Source organism: Terrabacter sp. LjRoot27 (assembly GCF_964254175.1).
GTDB lineage: Bacteria > Actinomycetota > Actinomycetes > Actinomycetales > Dermatophilaceae > Terrabacter.
Genome location: NZ_CAXUSS020000001.1, coordinates 532,165 through 551,514 on the forward strand (window position 1 = coordinate 532,165; position 19,350 = coordinate 551,514).

General features: G+C 72.7%; 18 protein-coding genes. 9 read left to right on the top strand and 9 right to left on the bottom strand.

Going from position 1 to position 19,350, the window contains the following annotated elements; translation table 11 throughout:
- The gene (locus tag ACSQ2D_RS02435; RefSeq protein ID WP_435984436.1) at window positions 1-699 is read right to left on the bottom strand and encodes a response regulator; all 699 of its coding nucleotides are present in this window, start codon (window positions 697-699) and stop codon (window positions 1-3) included.
- Window positions 692-2,347 carry a sensor histidine kinase gene (locus ACSQ2D_RS02440; RefSeq protein WP_435984437.1) on the bottom strand — a complete coding sequence of 552 codons (1,656 nt, stop codon included), beginning with the start codon at window positions 2,345-2,347 and terminating at the stop codon, window positions 692-694. Before ACSQ2D_RS02440 ends, ACSQ2D_RS02435 begins: the two co-directional genes overlap by 8 nt.
- Window positions 2,348-2,434: 87 nt before the next feature.
- Here ACSQ2D_RS02440 and ACSQ2D_RS02445 point away from each other — a divergent pair, with 87 nt between their 5' ends.
- Complete coding sequence (locus tag ACSQ2D_RS02445; protein WP_435984438.1) at window positions 2,435-3,835, top strand: cation:dicarboxylate symporter family transporter; 1,401 nt, start codon at window positions 2,435-2,437, stop codon at window positions 3,833-3,835.
- 265 nt (window positions 3,836-4,100) lie between these two features.
- A complete protein-coding gene (locus tag ACSQ2D_RS02450; protein WP_435984439.1) occupies window positions 4,101-6,047 on the top strand; it encodes a BCCT family transporter in 1,947 nt (648 codons plus the stop codon).
- Here the strand turns inward: ACSQ2D_RS02450 and ACSQ2D_RS02455 are convergent.
- Together ACSQ2D_RS02455 and ACSQ2D_RS02460 are read right to left on the bottom strand one after the other, a co-directional pair.
- Entirely contained in the window at window positions 5,966-6,613 is a 648-nt protein-coding gene (locus ACSQ2D_RS02455) for a response regulator (RefSeq protein ID WP_435984440.1), read from the bottom strand. The two genes, ACSQ2D_RS02450 and ACSQ2D_RS02455, sit on opposite strands and share 82 nt — an antisense overlap.
- A complete protein-coding gene (locus tag ACSQ2D_RS02460; RefSeq protein WP_435984441.1) occupies window positions 6,606-7,802 on the bottom strand; it encodes a sensor histidine kinase in 1,197 nt (398 codons plus the stop codon). Before ACSQ2D_RS02460 ends, ACSQ2D_RS02455 begins: the two co-directional genes overlap by 8 nt.
- A gap of 149 nt (window positions 7,803-7,951) precedes the next feature.
- On the opposite strand from ACSQ2D_RS02460, the gene ACSQ2D_RS02465 reads away from it, so the two are divergent.
- Together ACSQ2D_RS02465 and ACSQ2D_RS02470 are read left to right on the top strand one after the other, a co-directional pair.
- Entirely contained in the window at window positions 7,952-8,911 is a 960-nt protein-coding gene (locus ACSQ2D_RS02465) for an SMP-30/gluconolactonase/LRE family protein (protein WP_435984442.1), read from the top strand.
- Between the two features lie 212 nt (window positions 8,912-9,123).
- A complete protein-coding gene (locus ACSQ2D_RS02470; protein WP_435984443.1) occupies window positions 9,124-10,272 on the top strand; it encodes an ankyrin repeat domain-containing protein in 1,149 nt (382 codons plus the stop codon).
- Here ACSQ2D_RS02470 and ACSQ2D_RS02475 read toward each other — a convergent pair.
- A complete protein-coding gene (locus ACSQ2D_RS02475; protein ID WP_435984444.1) occupies window positions 10,256-10,711 on the bottom strand; it encodes a MarR family winged helix-turn-helix transcriptional regulator in 456 nt (151 codons plus the stop codon). The two genes, ACSQ2D_RS02470 and ACSQ2D_RS02475, sit on opposite strands and share 17 nt — an antisense overlap.
- A gap of 62 nt (window positions 10,712-10,773) precedes the next feature.
- On the opposite strand from ACSQ2D_RS02475, the gene ACSQ2D_RS02480 reads away from it, so the two are divergent.
- On the top strand, window positions 10,774-11,142 hold the full coding sequence (locus ACSQ2D_RS02480) for a VOC family protein (protein ID WP_435984445.1): 369 nt from the start codon (window positions 10,774-10,776) through the stop codon (window positions 11,140-11,142).
- 3 nt (window positions 11,143-11,145) lie between these two features.
- Here ACSQ2D_RS02480 and ACSQ2D_RS02485 read toward each other — a convergent pair whose 3' ends face one another.
- From ACSQ2D_RS02485 to ACSQ2D_RS02500, 4 genes are all read right to left on the bottom strand, one after another.
- Entirely contained in the window at window positions 11,146-12,393 is a 1,248-nt protein-coding gene (locus ACSQ2D_RS02485; RefSeq protein ID WP_435984446.1) for a VOC family protein, read from the bottom strand.
- Between the two features lie 83 nt (window positions 12,394-12,476).
- Window positions 12,477-14,003: a PH domain-containing protein gene (locus tag ACSQ2D_RS02490; RefSeq protein WP_435984447.1), complete on the bottom strand. Its 1,527-nt coding sequence runs from the start codon at window positions 14,001-14,003 to the stop codon at window positions 12,477-12,479.
- The gene (locus ACSQ2D_RS02495; RefSeq protein ID WP_435984448.1) at window positions 14,000-14,503 is read right to left on the bottom strand and encodes a PH domain-containing protein; all 504 of its coding nucleotides are present in this window, start codon (window positions 14,501-14,503) and stop codon (window positions 14,000-14,002) included. The genes ACSQ2D_RS02490 and ACSQ2D_RS02495 overlap by 4 nt, the downstream gene beginning before the upstream one ends.
- Before the next feature lie 93 nt (window positions 14,504-14,596).
- Window positions 14,597-16,465: an ABC transporter ATP-binding protein gene (locus tag ACSQ2D_RS02500; protein WP_435984449.1), complete on the bottom strand. Its 1,869-nt coding sequence runs from the start codon at window positions 16,463-16,465 to the stop codon at window positions 14,597-14,599.
- 90 nt (window positions 16,466-16,555) lie between these two features.
- Between ACSQ2D_RS02500 and ACSQ2D_RS02505 the strand changes: the two genes are divergently transcribed.
- The 4 genes from ACSQ2D_RS02505 to ACSQ2D_RS02520 all read left to right on the top strand — a co-directional run bounded on the left by ACSQ2D_RS02505 (window position 16,556) and on the right by ACSQ2D_RS02520 (window position 19,350).
- The gene (locus ACSQ2D_RS02505; RefSeq protein WP_435984450.1) at window positions 16,556-16,978 is read left to right on the top strand and encodes a MarR family winged helix-turn-helix transcriptional regulator; all 423 of its coding nucleotides are present in this window, start codon (window positions 16,556-16,558) and stop codon (window positions 16,976-16,978) included.
- Window positions 16,979-17,063: 85 nt separating this feature from the next.
- Complete coding sequence (locus ACSQ2D_RS02510) at window positions 17,064-17,774, top strand: hypothetical protein (RefSeq protein WP_435984451.1); 711 nt, start codon at window positions 17,064-17,066, stop codon at window positions 17,772-17,774.
- A gap of 2 nt (window positions 17,775-17,776) precedes the next feature.
- Window positions 17,777-18,319 (top strand): 2'-5' RNA ligase family protein, encoded by a 543-nt coding sequence (locus tag ACSQ2D_RS02515; RefSeq protein ID WP_435984452.1) that lies wholly within the window; start codon window positions 17,777-17,779, stop codon window positions 18,317-18,319.
- Window positions 18,316-19,350: an LLM class flavin-dependent oxidoreductase gene (locus ACSQ2D_RS02520; RefSeq protein ID WP_435984453.1), complete on the top strand. Its 1,035-nt coding sequence runs from the start codon at window positions 18,316-18,318 to the stop codon at window positions 19,348-19,350. Before ACSQ2D_RS02515 ends, ACSQ2D_RS02520 begins: the two co-directional genes overlap by 4 nt.

Below are 19,350 nucleotides of genomic sequence, written 5' to 3' on the forward strand. Positions count from 1 at the left end.
TCACCGCGCCCAGAGGTACTCGACCTCGGGCCGCCCGGCGCCGGCATACCTCGACCGTCGCACGACGACCCTTGTCTCGCAGAGGTACTCGGCGTAGCGACGCGCCGTGACACGGCTGACGCCGAGCGCGTCGCCGAGCTCGGTGGCCGAGCGGCCGCCGTCGGACTCGCGGAGCAGGCGCGAGACGCGGGCCAGCAGCTCCTCGCCCATGCCCTTCGGGAGCCGCGCCTCGGCGGCGACGCGGGCGCCGGCGAAGACCTCGTCGACCTCGGCCTGCGTGCCGACCTCGGCGCCGCTCGTCACCTGGTCGCGGTAGGCGCGGTAGGCGAGCAGCCGCTCGCGCAGGGTCGCGAAGACGAAGGGCTTGAGGACGTACTGCACGATCCCGAGCGACACCGCGGCGCGGACGACGTCGAGGTCGCGCGCCGACGTGACGGCGATGACGTCGGCGCGGTGCCCGGCCGCCCGCATGGCGCGCACGACGTCGAGGCCGTGCCGGTCCGGGAGGTTCATGTCGAGCAGGACGACGTCGATCTGCTTGTCCTGCAACGTCTTCAGCGCCGCTTGGGAGGTCCCCACCGTCGACACGACCTCGAAGCCGTCGACCCGGCCGACGTAGGCCGTGTGGGCCTCCGCCGCGATCGGCTCGTCCTCGACGACGAGGACCCGCAGCACCTGCGACCCCGTCGTCTCACTCATCGTCGCCACCGCCGACCCCGCCACCGTTGACCCCTTCACGGACGGGCAGTCGCACGGTGAACGTCGCACCCGGCGGGCCCGACACGGAGAGCGTCCCGCCGAGCCGCTCCACGGTCTGCCCCACGAGCGCGAGCCCGATGCCGCGGCGACCCGCGCTGCCCTGCTCCTTCGTCGACCAGCCGCGCCGGAAGGCGTCGTCGACGGCACCCGGCGGCAGGCCCGGCCCGTCGTCGGAGACCTCGAGGACGGCATGCGCCTGCTCGACCCTCGAGTCGAAGCGCACGTGCCGCTCGGGGCGGGGTGCGCCGGGCTCGCCGGCCACGGCGTCGAGGGCGTTGTCGATGAGGTTGCCGACGATGGTGACGACGTCACGGGTGGGTGCGACGTCACGCGGCCAGTGCGCGCCCGGCTCGATCTCGAAGGCGATGCCGCGCTCGTGCGCCTCGGCCGCCTTGCCGAGCAGCAGCGCCGTCAGGGCCGGCTCGTCGACCGAGCCGACGACGCGGTCGGTGAGCAGCTGCGAGACCTGCAGCTCGTCGGTGGCGAAGTCGAGCGCGCGGTCGGTGTGCCCGAGCTCGATGAGGCTGACGATCGTGTGGAGCCGGTTGGCCGACTCGTGGGCCTGCGAGCGGAGTGCCTCGGTGAGGCCCCGGGCCGAGTCGAGCTCTCCCGTCAGGGCCTCGAGGTCGGTGCGGTCGCGCAGGGTGGCGACGTGGCCGAGGAGTCGACCCTGCCAGCGGGCCGGGCCGCGGTTGAGCACGAGCACCCGCGCCGAGGTGACGTGCAGCTCGTCCTCGTGCGCGGCGTCGTCGGTGAGCGCAGCGGTCAGGGCGGGGGTCAGCCCCAGCTCCGCGACGGGGCGACCCACGGCGTCGGCGGGCAGCGCGAGCAGCCGCGTCGCCTCGTCGTTCGCGAGCCGGAGCCGGCCGTCGAGGTCGGTGATGATGAGGCCCTCGGTGACGGCGTGGAGGACGGCGTCGTAGTACTCGTACATCTCGCGCAGCTGCTGCTCGCCGAGGCCGTGCGTCTGCCGCCGGATGCGGCGCGACACGAGGCCCGTCCCGAGGCCCGACAGCAGCGCCGCCACGAGGCCGGCGAGAAGCAGTCCCGGCAGCTGGGTGCGCACCCGCTCGCCGACCGCCGACTTGCGGATGCCGACCGACACGAGGGCGACGACCTTCCCCTCGTCGGTGACGGGCACGACGACGCGTGACGACGGCCCGAGCGTGCCCGTGTAGTCCTCCTCGACGACGCCTCCGGCGAGGGCCGCCTCCGTGTGGCCGAGGAACCTCTTGCCGATCTGCGTCGGGTCGGGGTGGGTGTAGCGGATCGCGTCGCGGCTCATAACGACGACGAAGTCGGTGCCCGACTCGACCCGCACCCGCTCGGCGTACGGCTGGAGGGCCGCCGACGGGTCGGGCCCCTGGACGCCGGCGACGACGTCGGGCGTCGCCGCCATCGTCTCGGCGACCGCGAGGGCCCGGGCGATGGCCTCCTGGTCGCCCGCGCGCTGCGCCTGGCCGTACGCCCCGGCGAGCCCGGCGGCGACGACGAGCACCGCGATGAGCACCTGGAGCGCGAAGGTCTGGCGCGCGACGCTCCAGCGCGCGGGGGCCGTCAGCACCCGTCGCGAGAACTCAATGAACACAACCGTGACCCTAGTCACTGACCGCGGGAGCCTCGTCACATTCACCGGTCCCGCGCCCAGCACGGGACCCAGCCAACGGAGGTCACCGTGAGTTCCACCGCCGACAGCGCCGTCGACGCCCAGCCAGGCTCGGCCCCGAAGCGCGACCGCACCCATTACCTCTACATCGCCGTCATCGTCGCCATGGTGGCGGGCATCCTCGTGGGGTGGGCCTTCCCCGAGGTGGGCAAGAGCCTCAAGCCCCTCGGCACCGGCTTCGTCAACCTCATCAAGATGATGATCACGCCGATCATCTTCTGCACGATCGTGCTCGGCATCGGCTCGGTCCGGAAGGCCGCCCAGGTCGGCAAGGTCGGCGGCCTCGCCCTCGGCTACTTCATCACGATGTCGACGGTCGCCCTGGCGATCGGCCTCGTCGTCGGCAACATCATCAAGCCGGGTGACAGCCTCAACCTCACGGCCGCCGTCGCCGAGTCGGGCCAGTCGCAGATCTCCGCGGAGTCGGAGGGCACGGTCGACTTCCTCCTCGGGCTCATCCCCGACACGCTGGTCTCCGCGCTGACGTCGGGCTCGGTGCTCCAGGCCCTGCTCATCGCCCTCCTCGTCGGCTTCGCGCTCCAGCAGATGGGCAAGACCGGCGAGCCGATCCTCCACGCCATCAAGTACCTCGAGCGCCTCGTCTTCCGCCTCATGGCGATGATCATGTGGGCCGCCCCGATCGGTGCGTTCGGCGCCATGGCCGCCCTCGTCGGCGCGACCGGCATCGGCTCGCTCAAGAGCCTCGGCCTGCTCATGCTCGCCTTCTACGCGACGTGCGCGATCTTCGTCTTCGCCTTCCTCGGCAGCATCCTCAAGGTCGTCACGGGGATGAACGTCTTCTCGCTCTTCCGCTACCTCGGCCGCGAGTTCCTCCTCATCCTCTCGACGTCGTCGTCGGAGTCCGCCCTGCCGCGCCTCATCGCCAAGATGGAGCACCTCGGCGTCTCCCGTCCGGTCGTCGGCATCACCGTCCCGACCGGCTACTCCTTCAACCTCGACGGCACCGCCATCTACCTGACGATGGCGAGCCTCTTCATCGCCGAGGCGATGGACAAGCCCTTCAGCATCGGCGAGCAGATCAGCCTCCTCGTCTTCATGATCATCGCGAGCAAGGGCGCCGCGGGCGTCAGCGGTGCGGGTCTCGCGACCCTCGCCGGTGGCCTCCAGTCGCACCGCCCCGACCTCGTGCCGGGCGTCGGCTTCATCGTCGGCATCGACCGCCTCATGAGCGAGGCCCGCGCGCTGACGAACTTCGCCGGCAACGCCATCGCGACCGTCCTCATCGGCACGTGGGTCGGCGAGATCGACCGCGACAAGGCGTCGCGCGTCCTCTCCGGCCAGGACCGCTTCGACGAGGCGAGCATGCTCGACCACGACGACGAGGTCCAGGACGACCAGGTCCCGGACGCCCGCGGTCACGAGCCGGAGCTCGTCGGCTCCAGCCGCTGACCCACCCGTCGAGGGGCCGCGAACCTGCCGGTTCGCGGCCCTTCGTCGTCGTCGTGGCCCATCTCACTCCGCGCGTCGGGAACTTCGGGAACCTTTGGCATACATGAGGATTCACGCTTGCATATGCCGTCCGCAGCGTCCCGTCGGCACCCTCGTTTTGCGCTCGTCCCCCCATCTTCGACACAGTGGTCGCTTCATCGAGACATCTGTGACACGTAACTGTGAGGAGACAGACGGCGCCTCGTCGGGGTGCCGTCCATGACGTATGAGTGAACTGACCAAGAGTCCCGACGACGCGCTGCATCCGGCGCTCGAGCCACCACCGGTGAACCACGAGGAGGCTGCGCCCTCCACGGTCGACAAGATCGTCTTCGGCGTCGCGGCCGGCGTCGCCATCGCCTTCGTCCTGTGGGGCGCGCTCAGCACCGAGAGCCTCAGCACGAGCGCCTCCGCCGGCCTCGACTTCGTCGTCCACAACACCGGCTGGCTCTTCTCGCTCGTCGCCTCCGGCTTCGTCGTCTTCGTCATCTGGCTGGCCGCGAGCAAGTTCGGCAACATCCCGCTCGGCGGTGACGGCGAGGCTCCCGAGTTCCGCACGTCGTCGTGGGTGGCGATGATGTTCTCCGCCGGCATGGGCATCGGCCTGATGTTCTACGGCGTCACCGAGCCGCTCACGCACCTCGTCACGCCGCCGCCGGGCACCGGCGCCAAGGGCAACCCCGAGGCCGTGCAGACCGCGATGGCCACGACGATGTTCCACTGGTCGCTGCACCCGTGGGCCATCTACGCCGTCGTCGGCCTCGCCGTCGCCTACGGCGTCTTCCGCAAGGGCCGCTCGCTGCTCATCAGCTCGGCCTTCGCCCCGCTCTTCGGCGAGAAGCGCGCCAACGGTCCGGCCGGCCGCGTCATCGACATCTTCGCGATCTTCGCGACGCTCTTCGGCTCGGCCACCTCGCTCGGCCTCGGCGCCCTGCAGATCGGCTCCGGCCTCGAGATCGTCGGCGGCATCGGCAAGGTCGGCAACGGCGTGCTCATCGGCATCATCGCCGTGCTGACCGTCTGCTTCATCCTCTCGGCCGTCTCCGGCATCGAGAAGGGCATCCAGTGGCTCTCGAACATCAACATGGTGCTCGCGCTCGCCCTGGCGTTCTTCGTCTTCGTCGTCGGCCCGACCGTCTTCATCCTCAACCTCGTGCCGACGACCATCGGGTCCTACTTCAAGGACCTCGCGATGATGTCGGCGCGCACCGACGCCGCTGGCGGCGACGGCATGAAGGACTGGCTCGCGGGCTGGACGATCTTCTACTGGGCGTGGTGGGTCAGCTGGACGCCGTTCGTCGGCATGTTCATCGCCCGCATCTCGCGTGGCCGCACGATCCGCCAGTTCGTCTCGGGCGTCCTGCTCGTGCCGTCGGTCGTCTCGCTCATCTGGTTCGCCATCTTCGGTGGCGCCGGCATCGACCAGCAGCAGAACGGCCAGGACATCGCCGGCCAGTCGAGCCCCGAGGGCTCGCTCTTCGCGATGCTCGGCAACCTGCCGTGGCCGACCGTGACCGCGGTCGTCGTCATGCTCCTCGTCGCGATCTTCTTCGTGTCGGGCGCGGATGCCGCGTCGATCGTCATGGGCACCCTCTCCGAGAAGGGCACCCTCGAGCCGTCGAAGAAGACCGTCGTCTTCTGGGGCGCGGCCACGGGCGCCGTCGCCGCGATCATGCTGCTCATCGGCGGTGAGGACGCCTTGTCGGGCCTGCAGAACGTCACGATCGTCGCGGCCCTGCCCTTCCTCGTCATCATGATCGGGTTGGCCGTCGCGCTCGTGAAGGACCTGTCGCGCGACCCGCAGGTCGTCCGGCGGCAGTATGCCGTCGCGGCCGTCGAGCACGCCGTCGTCGCGGGCGTCAGCGAGCACGGCGACGACTCTCGCTCACCGTGCAGGAGACCGCGCCCGGCGAGGGCGTCGGCGAGATGGTCCAGACCGACCCGGTCGCCGAGCCCGTGGAGGCCAAGGACGTCGAGGCGCAGGACGGCCTCGGCGGTCACGTCGACGACCAGACCGACAAGGTCGGCGCGTCGATGCGCCTCTGACGGACGTCGCGTCAGACCGTCACGGCGGTCACCTCGAGCGCCGCATCATCCGCCCGGCCGGATGATGCGGCGCTCGATCGCTGCCGCGACCGCTCCGGCTCGGGTGTCGACGCCGAGCTTGGTGTAGACGTGCGAGAGATGCGACTTCACGGTCGCCTCGGAGACGAGCAGCTCGCGCGCCATCTCGCGGTTGCCGAGCCCGCGCGAGAGCAGCTCGAGCACCTCCACCTCGCGCTCGGTGACGACCGGACCTGGTGACGCCGCGCGTCGCACGAGCCGTGCTGCGACCGAGGGTGCGAGCACCGTCTCGCCGCGGGCCGTGGCGCGGATGCCGGCGAAGAGCTGGTCGGCCGGGGCGTCCTTGAGCAGGTAGCCGAGGGCGCCGGCGTCGAGGGCGCGCAGGATGTCCGCCTCGGTGTCGTAGGTCGTGAGGACGAGGACGTGCGGCGGCTCCGGCAGGGCCCGCAAACGCGCCGTCACCTCGGCCCCGCCCGCCCCGTCGCCGAGGTTGAGGTCCATGAGCACCACGTCCGGCCGTTCGGTGGCGACGACGCGCTCGGCCCCCGCCAGGTCGCTCGCCTCACCGACGACCTCGATGCCGTCCTGGCCGTCGACGAGGGCACGCAGGCCGGCGCGCACGACCGGGTGGTCGTCGACGAGGACGACGCGCACGGGGCCGGGCACGTCACCCACGGGGAACCCCGGGGGTCACCGGGAAGCGCACCGACACCGTCGTGCCCTCGCCGGGTCCGCTCTCGACGACCGCGGTCCCCCCGAGGTCCGACGCCCGCTTGCGTATGCCGTCCAGCCCGCGCCCGCGGTCACCGCGGGCGCCCGGCCGACTCGGTCGCGCCGGGTCGAAGCCACGCCCGTCGTCCCGGACGTCGAGCAGCACCTCGTCCGGGAGGTAGGTGAGGCTCACGACGGCCCGGGTGGCCCCGGCGTGCTCGACGACGTTGGCGAGGGCGCCCCTCGCAGAGCGCACGAGGGCGCCGGCGACCGCGGGATCGAGCGCCACGGCGTCGCCGTGCACCCGCACCTGGACGTCGACGCCGTGGGTGCCGGCCGTGGCGGCAACCCGCTCGAGCGCGGCCGGCAGGGCCTCACCCGTCGTGTCGTCCGCGAGGTCCGCCGGGGCGAGGTCGCGCACGACCCGACGGACCTCGTCGAGGCCCTCGCGCGCGGCCGTCCGTGCGGCCGCGACGTGCTCGCGGGCCACGAGCGGCCTGCGTTCCCAGTCCTGCTCGGCCGCACCGAGCAGGAGGGTGATGCTGGACAGACCCTGTCCGACCGAGTCGTGGATCTCGCGCGACAGCCGGGTGCGCTCGGCGAGGGCGCCCGAGCGGTGCTGGGCGACGGCGAGGTCGGCCTGGGCCTCGGTCAGCTCGTCGATGAGCGCCTGGCGCGTGCGGGCCTCGCGCTCGAGGGCACGGTAGGACAGCACGGTGACGAGGGCGATGCCGACCGGTCCCACGAGCACGGTCGGGTCGAGGTCGTCGGTGATCCGGCTCCACGCCACGCTGACGACTGCGGTCATGACGACGACGACCGCGACGGCATACGGGAAGGGGAGGACCTGGAGCACGGCGAAGGCGACGGGCACGGCCGTCCACGCGAAGGAGGGGGCGACGAGCGTCAGCACCACCCAGAGGACGACGACGACCGTGATCCACGCGTACGGCCACACGGCGCGGTCGGCGACGAGCCGACGCGTGAGGTAGGCGGCCCCGAGGAGGGTGGCACCGGCGAGGACGAGCACCGCGGTGCCGTCGAGGTCGTGACGCAGCAGGTAGCGCACGGAGCACGTCACGAGGAGCACGACGAGGACGGCGTCGAGCCACCGGTCGAGTCGCGCCACCGGCGCGAGGATGCCCTCCTCCATGACGGGCAGCCTAGGGACGTCACGGGGCGTCGGCATCATCCGATCGGCTACTCCGACGTGGCCGGTCGCCCGACGCGGTGGGTGGGCCGGAGCGGCGAGTGTGGTGGGGACCGCACCGACCACCCTCGTCCTCACCTCGGGAGACCACCATGAAGCGCAGCCTCGCCGCCGTCCTCGCCCTCGCCGCAGCACCCCTGCTGCTCGCCGCACCGGCGCAGGCCCACCCCTCCGACCACGGACGCCCCGGCACCTACCTGCTCACCGGCGACGCCGGCGGCTCGAAGTTCGAGGGCATCGGTGCCGACGAGCGGCGCGGCGCCTTCTACGTCAGCGAGGTGACGGGGGGCGAGATCCACCGTGGCTCGGCCGGCGTCGCGCAGACCGAGCAGTGGCTCGCGGGCGACGGCACCGACGGACGCTTCACGGCGCGCGGGATCACGACGGACGCCGCCGGCCGGGTCTACGTCGCCGGAGGTCCGAACGGCATCGGCACCGGTCGGCCCGACCTCTGGGTCTACGCGCCGGACGGCCGCCTGCTGGCCGCGCTGCGCGCCCCGGGTGACACCGTCTTCCTCAACGACGTCGCGATCGGCCCGGACGGCGCCGCGTACTTCACGAACTCGAACGCGCCGCAGGTCTACCGGGTCGCGCTCGAGGGCGGCGAGTGGGGCGTCACCCGGTGGGCGGACGCGGCGGGGACCATCGAGCAGCGAGCCGGCTTCAACCTCGGTGGCATCGTCGTCAGCGCCGACCGCTCGGCGCTCGTCGTCGCACAGGGGAACGCCGGCCTGCTGTGGCGCTTCGACCTGCGCACCGCGGCGGTGTCACCCGTCGAGACCGGGGGAGCGGCCCTCACCGACGCCGACGGCCTCGTCCGGCAGGGCTCGCGGCTCACCGTGGTGCGCAACTTCGCGCGGATGATCGCGACGCTCGAGCTCACCGCCGACGGCCGCCGCGCCCGTCTCGTGTCCCAGGTCGCCACCGACCCGCTCCGGGTGCTGACGACGGCCAAGGCCCTGCGGGGTCGGATGCTCTTCGTCGACAGCAAGTTCGACGAGGCCGTGGCCGCCGGGCCGTACGAGGTCGTCACCGACCCGCTGGCACGATGAGGACCATGCGACGGGGCAGCACGACGAGCGCCACGGTCACGGCTGCCGCCGGGTTGGCCGCCGCCGTCACCGCCCTGACGCTCGCCGCCTGTACCTCGAGTGGCCCCGCAACCACGCCAGCCACTTCAGCCACTCCGACCACCTCCGTCACGACGACCGGTGGGACGACGGGGCCACTCGACGGGGGAGGGACACGGACGGGAGGGACTGCTGTGACGACGAGGCCACTCGACGGGACGACGGCGACGGCGTCGGCGGCCGAGCAGGCACGGCTCGACGCCGCGCTGCGGGACGCGGCGTGGAAGGACGACGTGCCGCGCGCGACGGCTCTCGTCGCCCGGGGCGCGGACGTCAACGCCAAGGACGAGACCCAGCAGTCGGCGTACCTCGTCGCGACGAGCGAGGGCCGGCTCGCGCTGCTCCGGCTGGCGCTCGCCCACGGCGCTCGCGTCGACGACAAGGACAGCTGGAACGGCACCGGCCTCATCCGGGCGGCCGAGCGCGGGCACGCCCTCGTCGTCGGCGAGCTGCTCCGAGCCGGGATCGACCGCGACCACGTCAACCGGATCGGCTACCAGGCGATCCACGAGGCCGTGTGGCTCGGCCGCGACACGTCCACCTACGTCGACACGGTGCGCGTGCTCGTCGCCGGCGGTGTCCAGCTGGACCGGCCCTCACGCGACGAGGGCCTCACCCCGTTGCAGATGTCCCGCGAGCGCGGGTTCGACCGACTGACAGGAGCACTCGTGACAGCGACCACTGCGGAACCGGTGAAGGAGCCCGATGCGGCCCTGCTGTCGGCGGCCGGGCGCGGTGACGCCGACGGCGTGGCGCTCGCGCTGCGGGCCGGCGCCGACATCGAGGCCCGCGACGGCAGGAGGCGCACGGCGCTGCTGCTCGCCGCCACGGGCGACCACGTCGACGCCGCACGGGTGCTCGTCTCGATGGGGGCCGACCCCGATGCCCTCGACGACCGCCACGACACCCCATGGCTCGTCACGGGCGTCACCGGCAGCGTCGCGATGCTCGAGGCGCTCCTTCCGGCCGGTCCCGACCTCACGATCCGCAACCGCTACGGGGGTGTCTCGGTCATCCCGGCGAGCGAGCGCGGACACGTCGCCTACGTGCGCCGCGTCGTCCAGACCGGCATCGACGTGAACCACGTCAACGACCTCGGCTGGACGGCCCTGCTCGAGGCCGTGATCCTCGGCGACGGTGGCGAGAGACACCAGCAGATCGTGCGGCTCCTGCTCGGGGCCGGGGCCGACCCGTCGATCGCCGACAAGGACGGTGTCACCGCGCTCGAGCACGCCCGCGACAAGGGGTATGCCGCCATCGCCCGGATCATCGAGAAGGCGTGACGCGCAAGGCGTCGACCATGCCGCGCAGGATGCGGAAGGCGTCCTCCTGCTCCGTCGAGGTCAGGCCGGCCAGCATCCTGACCTCGACGGACCGGACCGCTGCGCTCGCCGTCTCGAGGCTCCGTCGTCCGCGCGGCGTGAGTCGCGTCGGCAGGGCCTTCCCGACAGGCGCCGCAGCGGGCCTCGTCACGAAGCCGTCGCGTTCCAGGGCCTGCAGGAGCACGTTCATCGACTGGCGGGTCACGAAGGCTCCGCGCGCCAGCTCGGAGTTCGACAGGCCCGGTCGCTGGGCCAACAGCTCGAGGCACGAGTAGTGCGTCACGGTCATCCCGAGTGGTCGCAGGACGTCCTCCATGGCGGCGCGGAGGGCGCTCGACGCCTCTTTCAGCAGATAGCCCAGTGACGTCTCGAGGTCGACGCCGACACCGTCTTGACTCATGTCAGTATTCTGACATACCGTCGAGAGTGTCAGATAACTGACATGCCACCAAGGAGGCAGCCTTGCCCGTCACCGGTCCCGACTTCATCTCTCTCCAGGCCACCGATCTCGACGTCTCCCGGGCGTTCTACGAGCGGTACCTCGGCCTCGTGCGTTCGCCGGCCGGGCCCCCGCACGCCGTCGTCTTCGAGACGACGCCGATCGCCTTCGCCCTCCGCGACGTCGTCGCCGACACGGATCTCGCCTCCGTCGCGCGGCCCGGCATCGGTGCCGCGATCTGGCTCCACGCGACCGACGTCCAGGCCATCCACGACGCCCTCGACGCCGACGGGCACCGCATCGTCTCCGCCCCGGTCGACGGCCCGTTCGGCCGGACCTTCACCTTCGCCGACCCCGACGGCTACCACGTCACCCTCCACGACCGCGCCTGAGGCTCACGCGGTCGTGACGAGGTCCACCTCGTTGCCCTCCGGGTCGGCGAGGGTCCGACGACCCGGGGCGGTCTCTCCGACGACCCGGCCGCCGGCGGCCAGGGCCGCCTCGACGCGGGCCCGGGCGTGGTCGTGCGGGACGTGGAGGTCGACGTGGATGCGGTTGCGATGCCGCCGCCGCTCTGCGTCGGAGGCATCCATCTGCTGGAAGAACAGGACCGGGCCGAGCCGGCGCGGGTCGTAGATGTCGGTCACGGACGCCCGTGGGTCGTGGTCGTACCCGAGCAGGGACGCCCAGAAGGACCTCACCGCGTCGACGTCGACCGCGTCGATGCCGAGCTGGACGAACCGCGGGCGCGTCGGGTCCGCGGTCAGCCCCAGGTCGCGCGCGACGGTCTGGACGCCGGCGGCGAGCCGCGCGAACCCGCTCGTGACAGAGCCCTCCCCGTCGTCCCACTGGTCCTTCCCGCTGTCGACGGTGACGCCGTCGGGCCGCAGGTCGACCGCCAACGGCAGGCCGGCGTCGTCAGCCAGCCCGGCGACGACCGACGCCAGCTCGGCCGCCTGCACGGGCGAGTCGACGGGGTAGTGCACCATCGCGCCGAACAGCACCTGCCAGTCCGAGGTCTCCGGGGCCGAGGAGAGCGCGTCGCCCGGGACCACGTCGACCTCGTTCCCGTCGGCGTCGGCGAGCGCGACCCCGTAGGCGCCGAACGGCTCCTGCCCGACGGCGTCCCGGGCCGCCGCCACCGAGTCCGGCGCGCGCACCACGTCGACGTGGATCCGGTCGCGCAGCGGGCGCGGCCGACTCGGGTTGAACGTCAGCCCGGGACTCCGTCGCGACGGGTCCACGAGCCTGCGGGCACCCATGGGCTCGTAGCCGAGCACGGACCGCCAGAACGACAGCAGGGTCGCCTGGTCCGCGGTGTCGACCACGAGCTCGAGCGCCTGGAGCGCCACCGGATCGGCGGCCAGGCCGAGGTCGCGGGCTGCCGTCGAGATCGACCGCGCCAGCGGCACGTCGGTCGACGCGACATCGCCCCTCGTGCCGACCCGCACGCGCACCCCGCCGGGGCGCAGGTCCACGTGCGGCAGACCGGCGTCGGACGTCAGCTCGGCGACGCGGCGGACGAGGGCCGCACCCGCCGTCATCGACGGAGCGTCGAACCAGGCGCTCGCACCGGCATCGAGGACGCGCCAGTCCCCGACGCCGTCCGCGCGCTGGAGATCGGTCTGCCTGGCTCGATGCATGAGGTCCCCTCTCGGCGCGGGACGGCGGCGTCCCCGGGTCAGCTCGAACCTAGGGTCCGTCCCGGACGAAAGTCGGCTGGAACCTACGCGAACTCGGCCAGCAGGTCGGGGCTGACCTGGGCCAGGACGGCATACGCCTGCTCGACGGGCACGTCGACGACGTCGTAGTGCTGGGCGCCGGCGGCCGTCGTGGCGACCAGTGTCGCGACGCCGACGCGCCGCTGGAAGAAGGACTGCTCGATCTTCCAGCCGATGATGCCGTCGCGGTCGAGCACGACGCGCTGCCGGTCGAGCGAGCCGTGTCGCGTCACGAGGTGGTCGGGGGTGACGGTGTGCCCGAGGGCGCGGTAGCGGTCACGGCCGAGGGCGACGGCGCCGGCGAGCAGGAGCGGCACGAGGACGAGCAGCGAGCCGTGCCAGTCCCAGAGCAGCCGCGCCACGACGAGCAGCGCTGCGAGGAGGAGCGCCGGCACGACGGCGCGCGTCAGGCGACGGCGTCGGGCGGCGGGACCGTGCTGCGTGAGCGGCCCTGACACGGCGGCCTCGTCGGGCCGGATGCGCAGGGCGAGGGGCGTCACGACGTCGGCCGGTGCCGGTGGGCACAGCCAGTCCGAGCCGCCCTGCTCGCGCAGCAGGCCCGAGGTGACGACCTTGAGGCGGCGCGCGCCCGCGAGGCGCAGCCCGAGCGGCTCGTCGAGCCGGATGCCGCGCACGCGAGCGGCGTCGATGCTCGTCTCCCGGTTGGTGAGCAGGCCGCGTCGCGTGTGCAGGGTGCCGAGCCGGTTGCGGGTCAGGCGGAAGCCCCAGAAGGTCAGGACGTAGGCCCCGACCGCCAGCAGCGACACGAAGCCGATCAGGAGCAGCACGTCGACCCACCAGGACAGGCGCGCGACCCAGGACGCGCCGTCTCGGAAGACCGACCGCTCCTGCGAGAAGCGCGAGAAGCCCTGCGACGCGAAGCCGACGATGGCCGCGGCGCTCGCGAGTCCCGTCACGGTGAGCGGCGCGTAGCGGATCCACGACGGGTCGAGACGCAGGAGCACCTCGTCGTCGACGGCCGGGGGTGCGTCGTCGGGCACGTCGTCGACGGCCACCGGCGCACCGGTCGGCGCAGGCAGGCCGGTCACGGCCGGGTCGACGCGGTGCAGCAGCTCGGCCCGCAGCCGGCGTCCGGCGTCGACGCTCAGCGAGTCGAGGACGAGCCGGTCCTGCTGGCCTCCGGCCGTCGAGATCTCGACCTTGGCGAGACCGAGCAGCCGGTGGTGCACCTTGGCGGTGAGGTCGATGGTGCGCACCTTGTCGAGGCGCGCCGTCGTCGTCTGCTTCGTGAAGAGGCCGCGGCGCAGCTCGATCTGGCCCTCGGTGATGCGGTAGCGGGTCGTCACCCAGCGCAGGACGCCGAAGGCGACGATGAGCGGGACGGCATACAGCTCCCACCGGTCGTTGTCGTCGGAGCCGGCCCGGAAGATGACGAGCGCGAGCAATGCGGGGAGGAAGCGGATCAGCGTCTCGAGGGGGTGGACGAGCAGCATCCGCGCGTCGAGCCGGCGCCAGCCGTCGGTCTCGCCGGTCTCTGCGGTCTCACCGGTCTCGTCGCCGACCTCGGTCACGTCGCGTCGCCCGTCTCGGCCACGGCCGCGGCCGTCAGGGCGTCGACGAGCTCGCGGGCGACGGGCAGGTCGAGCCCGTGGATGGTGACCGGGCCGGCGGCCGACGCGGTCGTGATGGTCACGGCGGCCAGGCCGAGCAGCTGCGCCACGGGCCCGCGCTGGAGGTCGACGGTCTGCACCCGACTAAGCGGTGCGATCCGGCGCTCCTGCCACAGCCAGCCGCTCTGCGTGTAGATCGCCCGCGGCGTCGCCTCCCACCGGTGCACCCGGTAGCGCCACTGCGGCATCGCGACGGCGTAGGCCGCGCCGGCGACGAGCCACACGGCGCCGACGACCCAGTGCAGGGTGCGGGACGGGGCGTCGTCGACGAGCCACCAGACGACCTGTCCCGCCAGCAGGAGCACGAGCACGACGAGGGCCTGGAGCGTCCACATGACGACGGCGCGAGGGGACACCCGGTGGGCGGGCTCGCGCAGCACGGGGGCGTCAAGGGGTTCCACGGGCCCACGGTGTCACACCGACGTGGGCAGGCGACATCCGACCGAGGTATGCCGCCCTGCCGACCTTCGTCGGGTCGTGCCCTCGGCCGGGGCTCAGGCCGCGAGCGCCTCGTCGGCCGCGCCCTCGCGGGCCTGCACGAGTCGCGCGTAGCGGCCCCCGCGAGCCATCAGCTCGTCGTGGTCGCCGAGCTCGGCGACCCGGCCGTGGTCGAGCACGGCGATCTGCTCGGCGTCGCGGATCGTCGAGAGTCGGTGCGCGATCGTCAGGGTGGTGCGGCCGGCCATGAGCCGGTCGATCGCCGCCTGCAGCTCACGCTCGGTCTCGTTGTCGAGGGCGCTCGTCGCCTCGTCGAGCACGAGGACGCGTGGGTTGCGCAGGAGGGTGCGGGCGATCGCGAGGCGCTGCTTCTCCCCGCCGGAGAAGCGGTGGCCGCGGGCGCCGACGACGGTGTCGAGCCCCTCGGGCAGGCTCGCGACGAGCGGGGCGACCTGGGCGGCGGCGAGAGCCTGCCACAGGTCGTCGTCGTCGGCCCCGGGGGCGGCGAGCAGGAGGTTGTCGCGGATCGAGGCGTGCACGAGGTAGGTGTCCTGGGAGACGACGCCGACGATGCGGGCGAGGTCGACGGGGTCGAGGTCGCGCAGGTCGACGCCGTCGATCGTGACACGGCCGGACTGCGGGTCGTGCAGGCGCGCGAGGAGGCCCGCGAGGCTCGACTTGCCGGAGCCGGTCTCGCCGACGAGGGCCAGCGTCGTGCCGGCCGGCACGTGGAGCGTGAGGTCGGAGACGGCATACGCCCTCTTGACGGGGGAGGTGGACGCGTCGTGGCTGAAGCTGACGTCCTCGAAGCGCACCTCGCCGCGCAGCCGGTCGTGCTGCACGGCAACGGGATCGGCAGGTGGCGCTACCTCGACGGGAAGGTCGAGATAGCCGAAGATCCGGCTGAAGAGCGCCATCGAGGTGACCCACTGGGCACCGACGTCGAGCAGGCCCATGATGGGGCGGAAGATGCCGGCCTGCAGCGTCGTGAAGGCGATGAGCGTGCCGATGGTCATGCCACCGGAGGTCGCGGGCAGGCCGGCGGCGAGGTAGATGAGTGCGGGGATCGCGGCGAAGATGATCTGCATCGTCGCCATGCGCCAGCGGCCGGCGAGCTGCGAGCGCAGCTCGAGGTCGATGAGGTCGGTGGACGTCGCGGCGAAGCGGTCGGCCGTGGCCTCACCGGCGCCGAGCGTCTTGACGAGGGTGGCACCGCTGACGGTGAGGCCCTCCTCGACCTGGCTGTGCAGGTCGGCGAGGCGGCGCTGGCGCTGCGCGGTGATGTCGCGGCGCAGGAGGGCGACCTTGCGGGTCATGAGGACGGCCGGCGGGATGACGAGCAGCGACAGCAGCGAGAGCCGCGGGCTGAGCGCGACCATGGCGATCGCCGTCGCGACGGCGGTCGTGAGGTTGCTCGCGATCGACGTGGCCGTCGACGTGATCACCGACTGCATGCCGCTGATGTCGTGGGTGAGGCGCGACTGCACCTCGCCGCTGCGCGTGCGGGTGAAGAAGGCGACGGACTGGCGCTGCAGGTGGCGGAAGACGTCGGTGCGCAGCCCGTGCATGACGCGCTGGCCGACCGTGGTGGTGAGCCATGTCTGGACGACGCCGAGCAGCTGGCTGACGATGGTGACGGCGAGCATGCCGCCGACGGCCCAGAGCAGGAGGCGGACGTCCTGGTGGGGGAGGGCGTCGTCGATGACGGCGCGCAGGAGGAAGGGCTGGGCCATCGAGATGACCGAGATGGCCACGATGATCGCGGTGACGACCGCGACGGTGCGGGCGTGGGGGCGGAAGAGGCCGGCGACCCGTCGCAGGGAGACGGGGGACTCGGCGAGCTGGGCGCGGTCCTGCGGGTCGATCTTCTCGGGTTGGCGGCCGCCTCGGTGGGCGGACCTGAGGGCTGTGGTGGTGTCGTTCACGTGGTCACTCCATCTGTGGACTCCGGTTCATGATGCTGAGGTTACCTCACTATGAGGTCGATCTACAAATTGGGCCGTATGCTGCTCCCCATGCGTGACGCCGACGAGCCCTCCCTCGACGAGCTGCTCATGGGAGCGGCCCGGGCCCTGCGGCGCCGGTGGGCCAGCGGACTCGGGCCCGACCTGTCGCCCCACGACGCGCGGGCGCTGCGCGTCATCGGGCACCACGGCCCGACCCGTCTCGGCGTCGTCGCCGACCACCTGCGCATCGCCCCCCGCTCGGCCACCGACGTCGTCGACCGGCTCGAGTCGCGCGGCCTCGTCCACCGCACCCCCGACCCGGCCGACCGCCGCGCCATGACCGTGGCCCTCACCGCCGTGGGGGAGTCGGTCCTCGCCGAGGTCGACGAGGCGCGACGTGAGGGTGCTGCGGACTTCTTCGGGTCTCTGACCGACCGCGAACGCACGTCGCTCGCCGCCATCCTCACGCGGCTCGACCCCCGAGAGCCGTGAGGTCGAAATGTCCTCTGTCATACACTTCGCTGCCGGCAACCGACGGCACGCGAGGCCGGGGCGACCACCGGCGAGGAGCTGGTGGGTGGCTGACGTGAACGGGCTCGTCATGGTCGAGGGGCGCCCGGGGACGGGCCGCACGACGACCGCCGAGGACATCGCCCGCTGGCTGGCCGACGAGCAGGTCGCCGTCGAGCACCGGGCCGAGGGCGAGGCCGACCACCCCGTCGACGTCGACCACGTCGCCGTGCTCGCGACCGCGCAGCTCCTCGAGCTCGCGGCCGAGTCCACGGCCACGTCCCAGGCCCTGCTCGGCGCCGCTGAGCAGCACGGCGACGTGTGGGTCGTGCGCCCCGAGTCACAGGCGACCCTGCCCGAGCCGCTGCGCGACCGCGTCCGGGAGGCCGCGAGCCGCTCTCGGGTCCCGGCCGAGGTCAGCGCCTCGCTCGTCGCCGACGCCTGGACCCGCTTCGGGCGAACCGAGCCCCGTGGCGTGCACGTCTGGGAGTCCGCCCTGCTCCGGTCGCCCGACATCGCGCTCGTGCGCCGGCTCGTCGACGCCGTGCGTGAGCACCGGCCGGTCGTCGTCTACCTCGACGACGACCGGGAGATCGGCTCGAGCCGACAGGGGCAGCGACGCGAGCTCGACCTCCTCGTCGTCGCGGGCCTCGACGTCCCGACCCTCGTGGTGCCGGTCGGCGACGGTCACGGCGACGACCACGCGGCCGCGGTCCGCCCCTTCGTCGCCGAGCACCTCGGCCTCGCCCGACGGCCGGACTCGCAGCAGGTCGCCTGACCATGCCCCTGCACGCGGTCGAGGGCCTGCTCGACGCCACCACCGACACGGAGGTCCGGCGTGAGTGGGCGGCCCTCGCCGCGGCAGGACTGCCGAGCCAGGCGCACCACCAGGGCGCCACGAACGCGCCCCACATCACCCTGGCGCTCGCCGGGAAGGTCCCCGACTACGTCGAAGCGCGGATCGCCCGCGCGCTCGAGACGGTGCGGCCCGTGCCGGTCCGCCTCGGTTCGCTCCTCGTCATGGGCTCGCGTCGCTACGTCCTCGCCCGCCTCGTCGTCCCGACGCCCGAGCTGCTCGACCTCCAGCGGTCGCTCGCGGCGGCGATCGTCGGGGCGCCCGACGTGCCCGACCAGGTGCGCCCCGGCCGCTGGACCCCGCACGTGACCATCGCCCGCGGGCTCGGCTCGCGCCAGGTCGGCGAGGCGCTCGCCGTCCTCGGGCGGGCGCGCCCGCTCGAGGGCACGATCGAGTCGGTCCGTCGCTGGGACCCCGACGCCGGGCGCACGTGGCAGGTCGGCGGCATACCTACGATGGGCGCATGAGCCTCGAACTCGGCCTCGACACGTTCGGCGACATCGCCAACGGGCCCGACGGTGCCCCGCTCCACCCCGCCGTGGTGATCCGGGAGGTGCTGGCCGAGGGCGAGCTCGCCGACCGGCTCGGTCTCGACTTCTTCGGCGTGGGCGAGCACCACCGCGACGACTACGCCGTCAGCGCCCCCGACGTGCTGCTCGCCGGCCTGGCCGCCCGCACCGAGCACATCCGGCTCGGCACGTCCGTCACGGTCCTGTCCAGCGACGACCCGATCCGCGTCTTCCAGCGCTTCTCCACCGTCGACGCGATCAGCCGTGGTCGCGCCGAGATCACCGTCGGCAGAGGCTCGTTCATCGAGTCCTTCCCCCTCTTCGGTCTCGACCTCGCCGACTACGAGACGCTCTTCGAGGAGAAGCTCGACCTGCTCGCAGCCGTCGTGGCCGAGGAGCCGATCCGGTGGGAGGGCTCGATCCGTCCGCCCGTGCAGGTCGAGAGGGTCATGCCGGCGACGGAGTCCGGCCACCTGCCCGTCTGGGTCGGCGTCGGCGGCACGCCCCAGTCGGTCGTCCGAGCCGCGCACTACGGCTTCCCCGTCGTCATCGCCATCATCGGTGGCTCGGCCCGCCAGTTCGCGCCGCTCGCCGACCTCTACCGCCGGGCCCTGTCCGAGATGGGCAAGCCCGAGCTGCCGATCGGGGTGCACTCGCCGGGCTACGTCGCGGCCACCGACGAGCAGGCCCGCGACGACTTCATGCCGCACTTCCTGCCCTACATGAACAAGCTCGGCCGCGAGCGCCGCTGGGCGCCGATGGGCAAGGAGCAGGCGCTCCAGCAGCTCGGGCCCGAGGGCGCCGTCTACTGCGGGTCGCCCGACACCGTGGCCGCCAAGATCGTCGACTCGGTGCGCGTGCTCGGCCTCTCCCGCTTCCAGCTGAAGTACTCCTTCGGCACCCTCCCGCACGACCAGCGGATGGAGTGCATCCGCCTCTACGCCGAGGAGGTCGTGCCGCGCGTCCGCGCGCAGCTCGGCGAGGGCTGA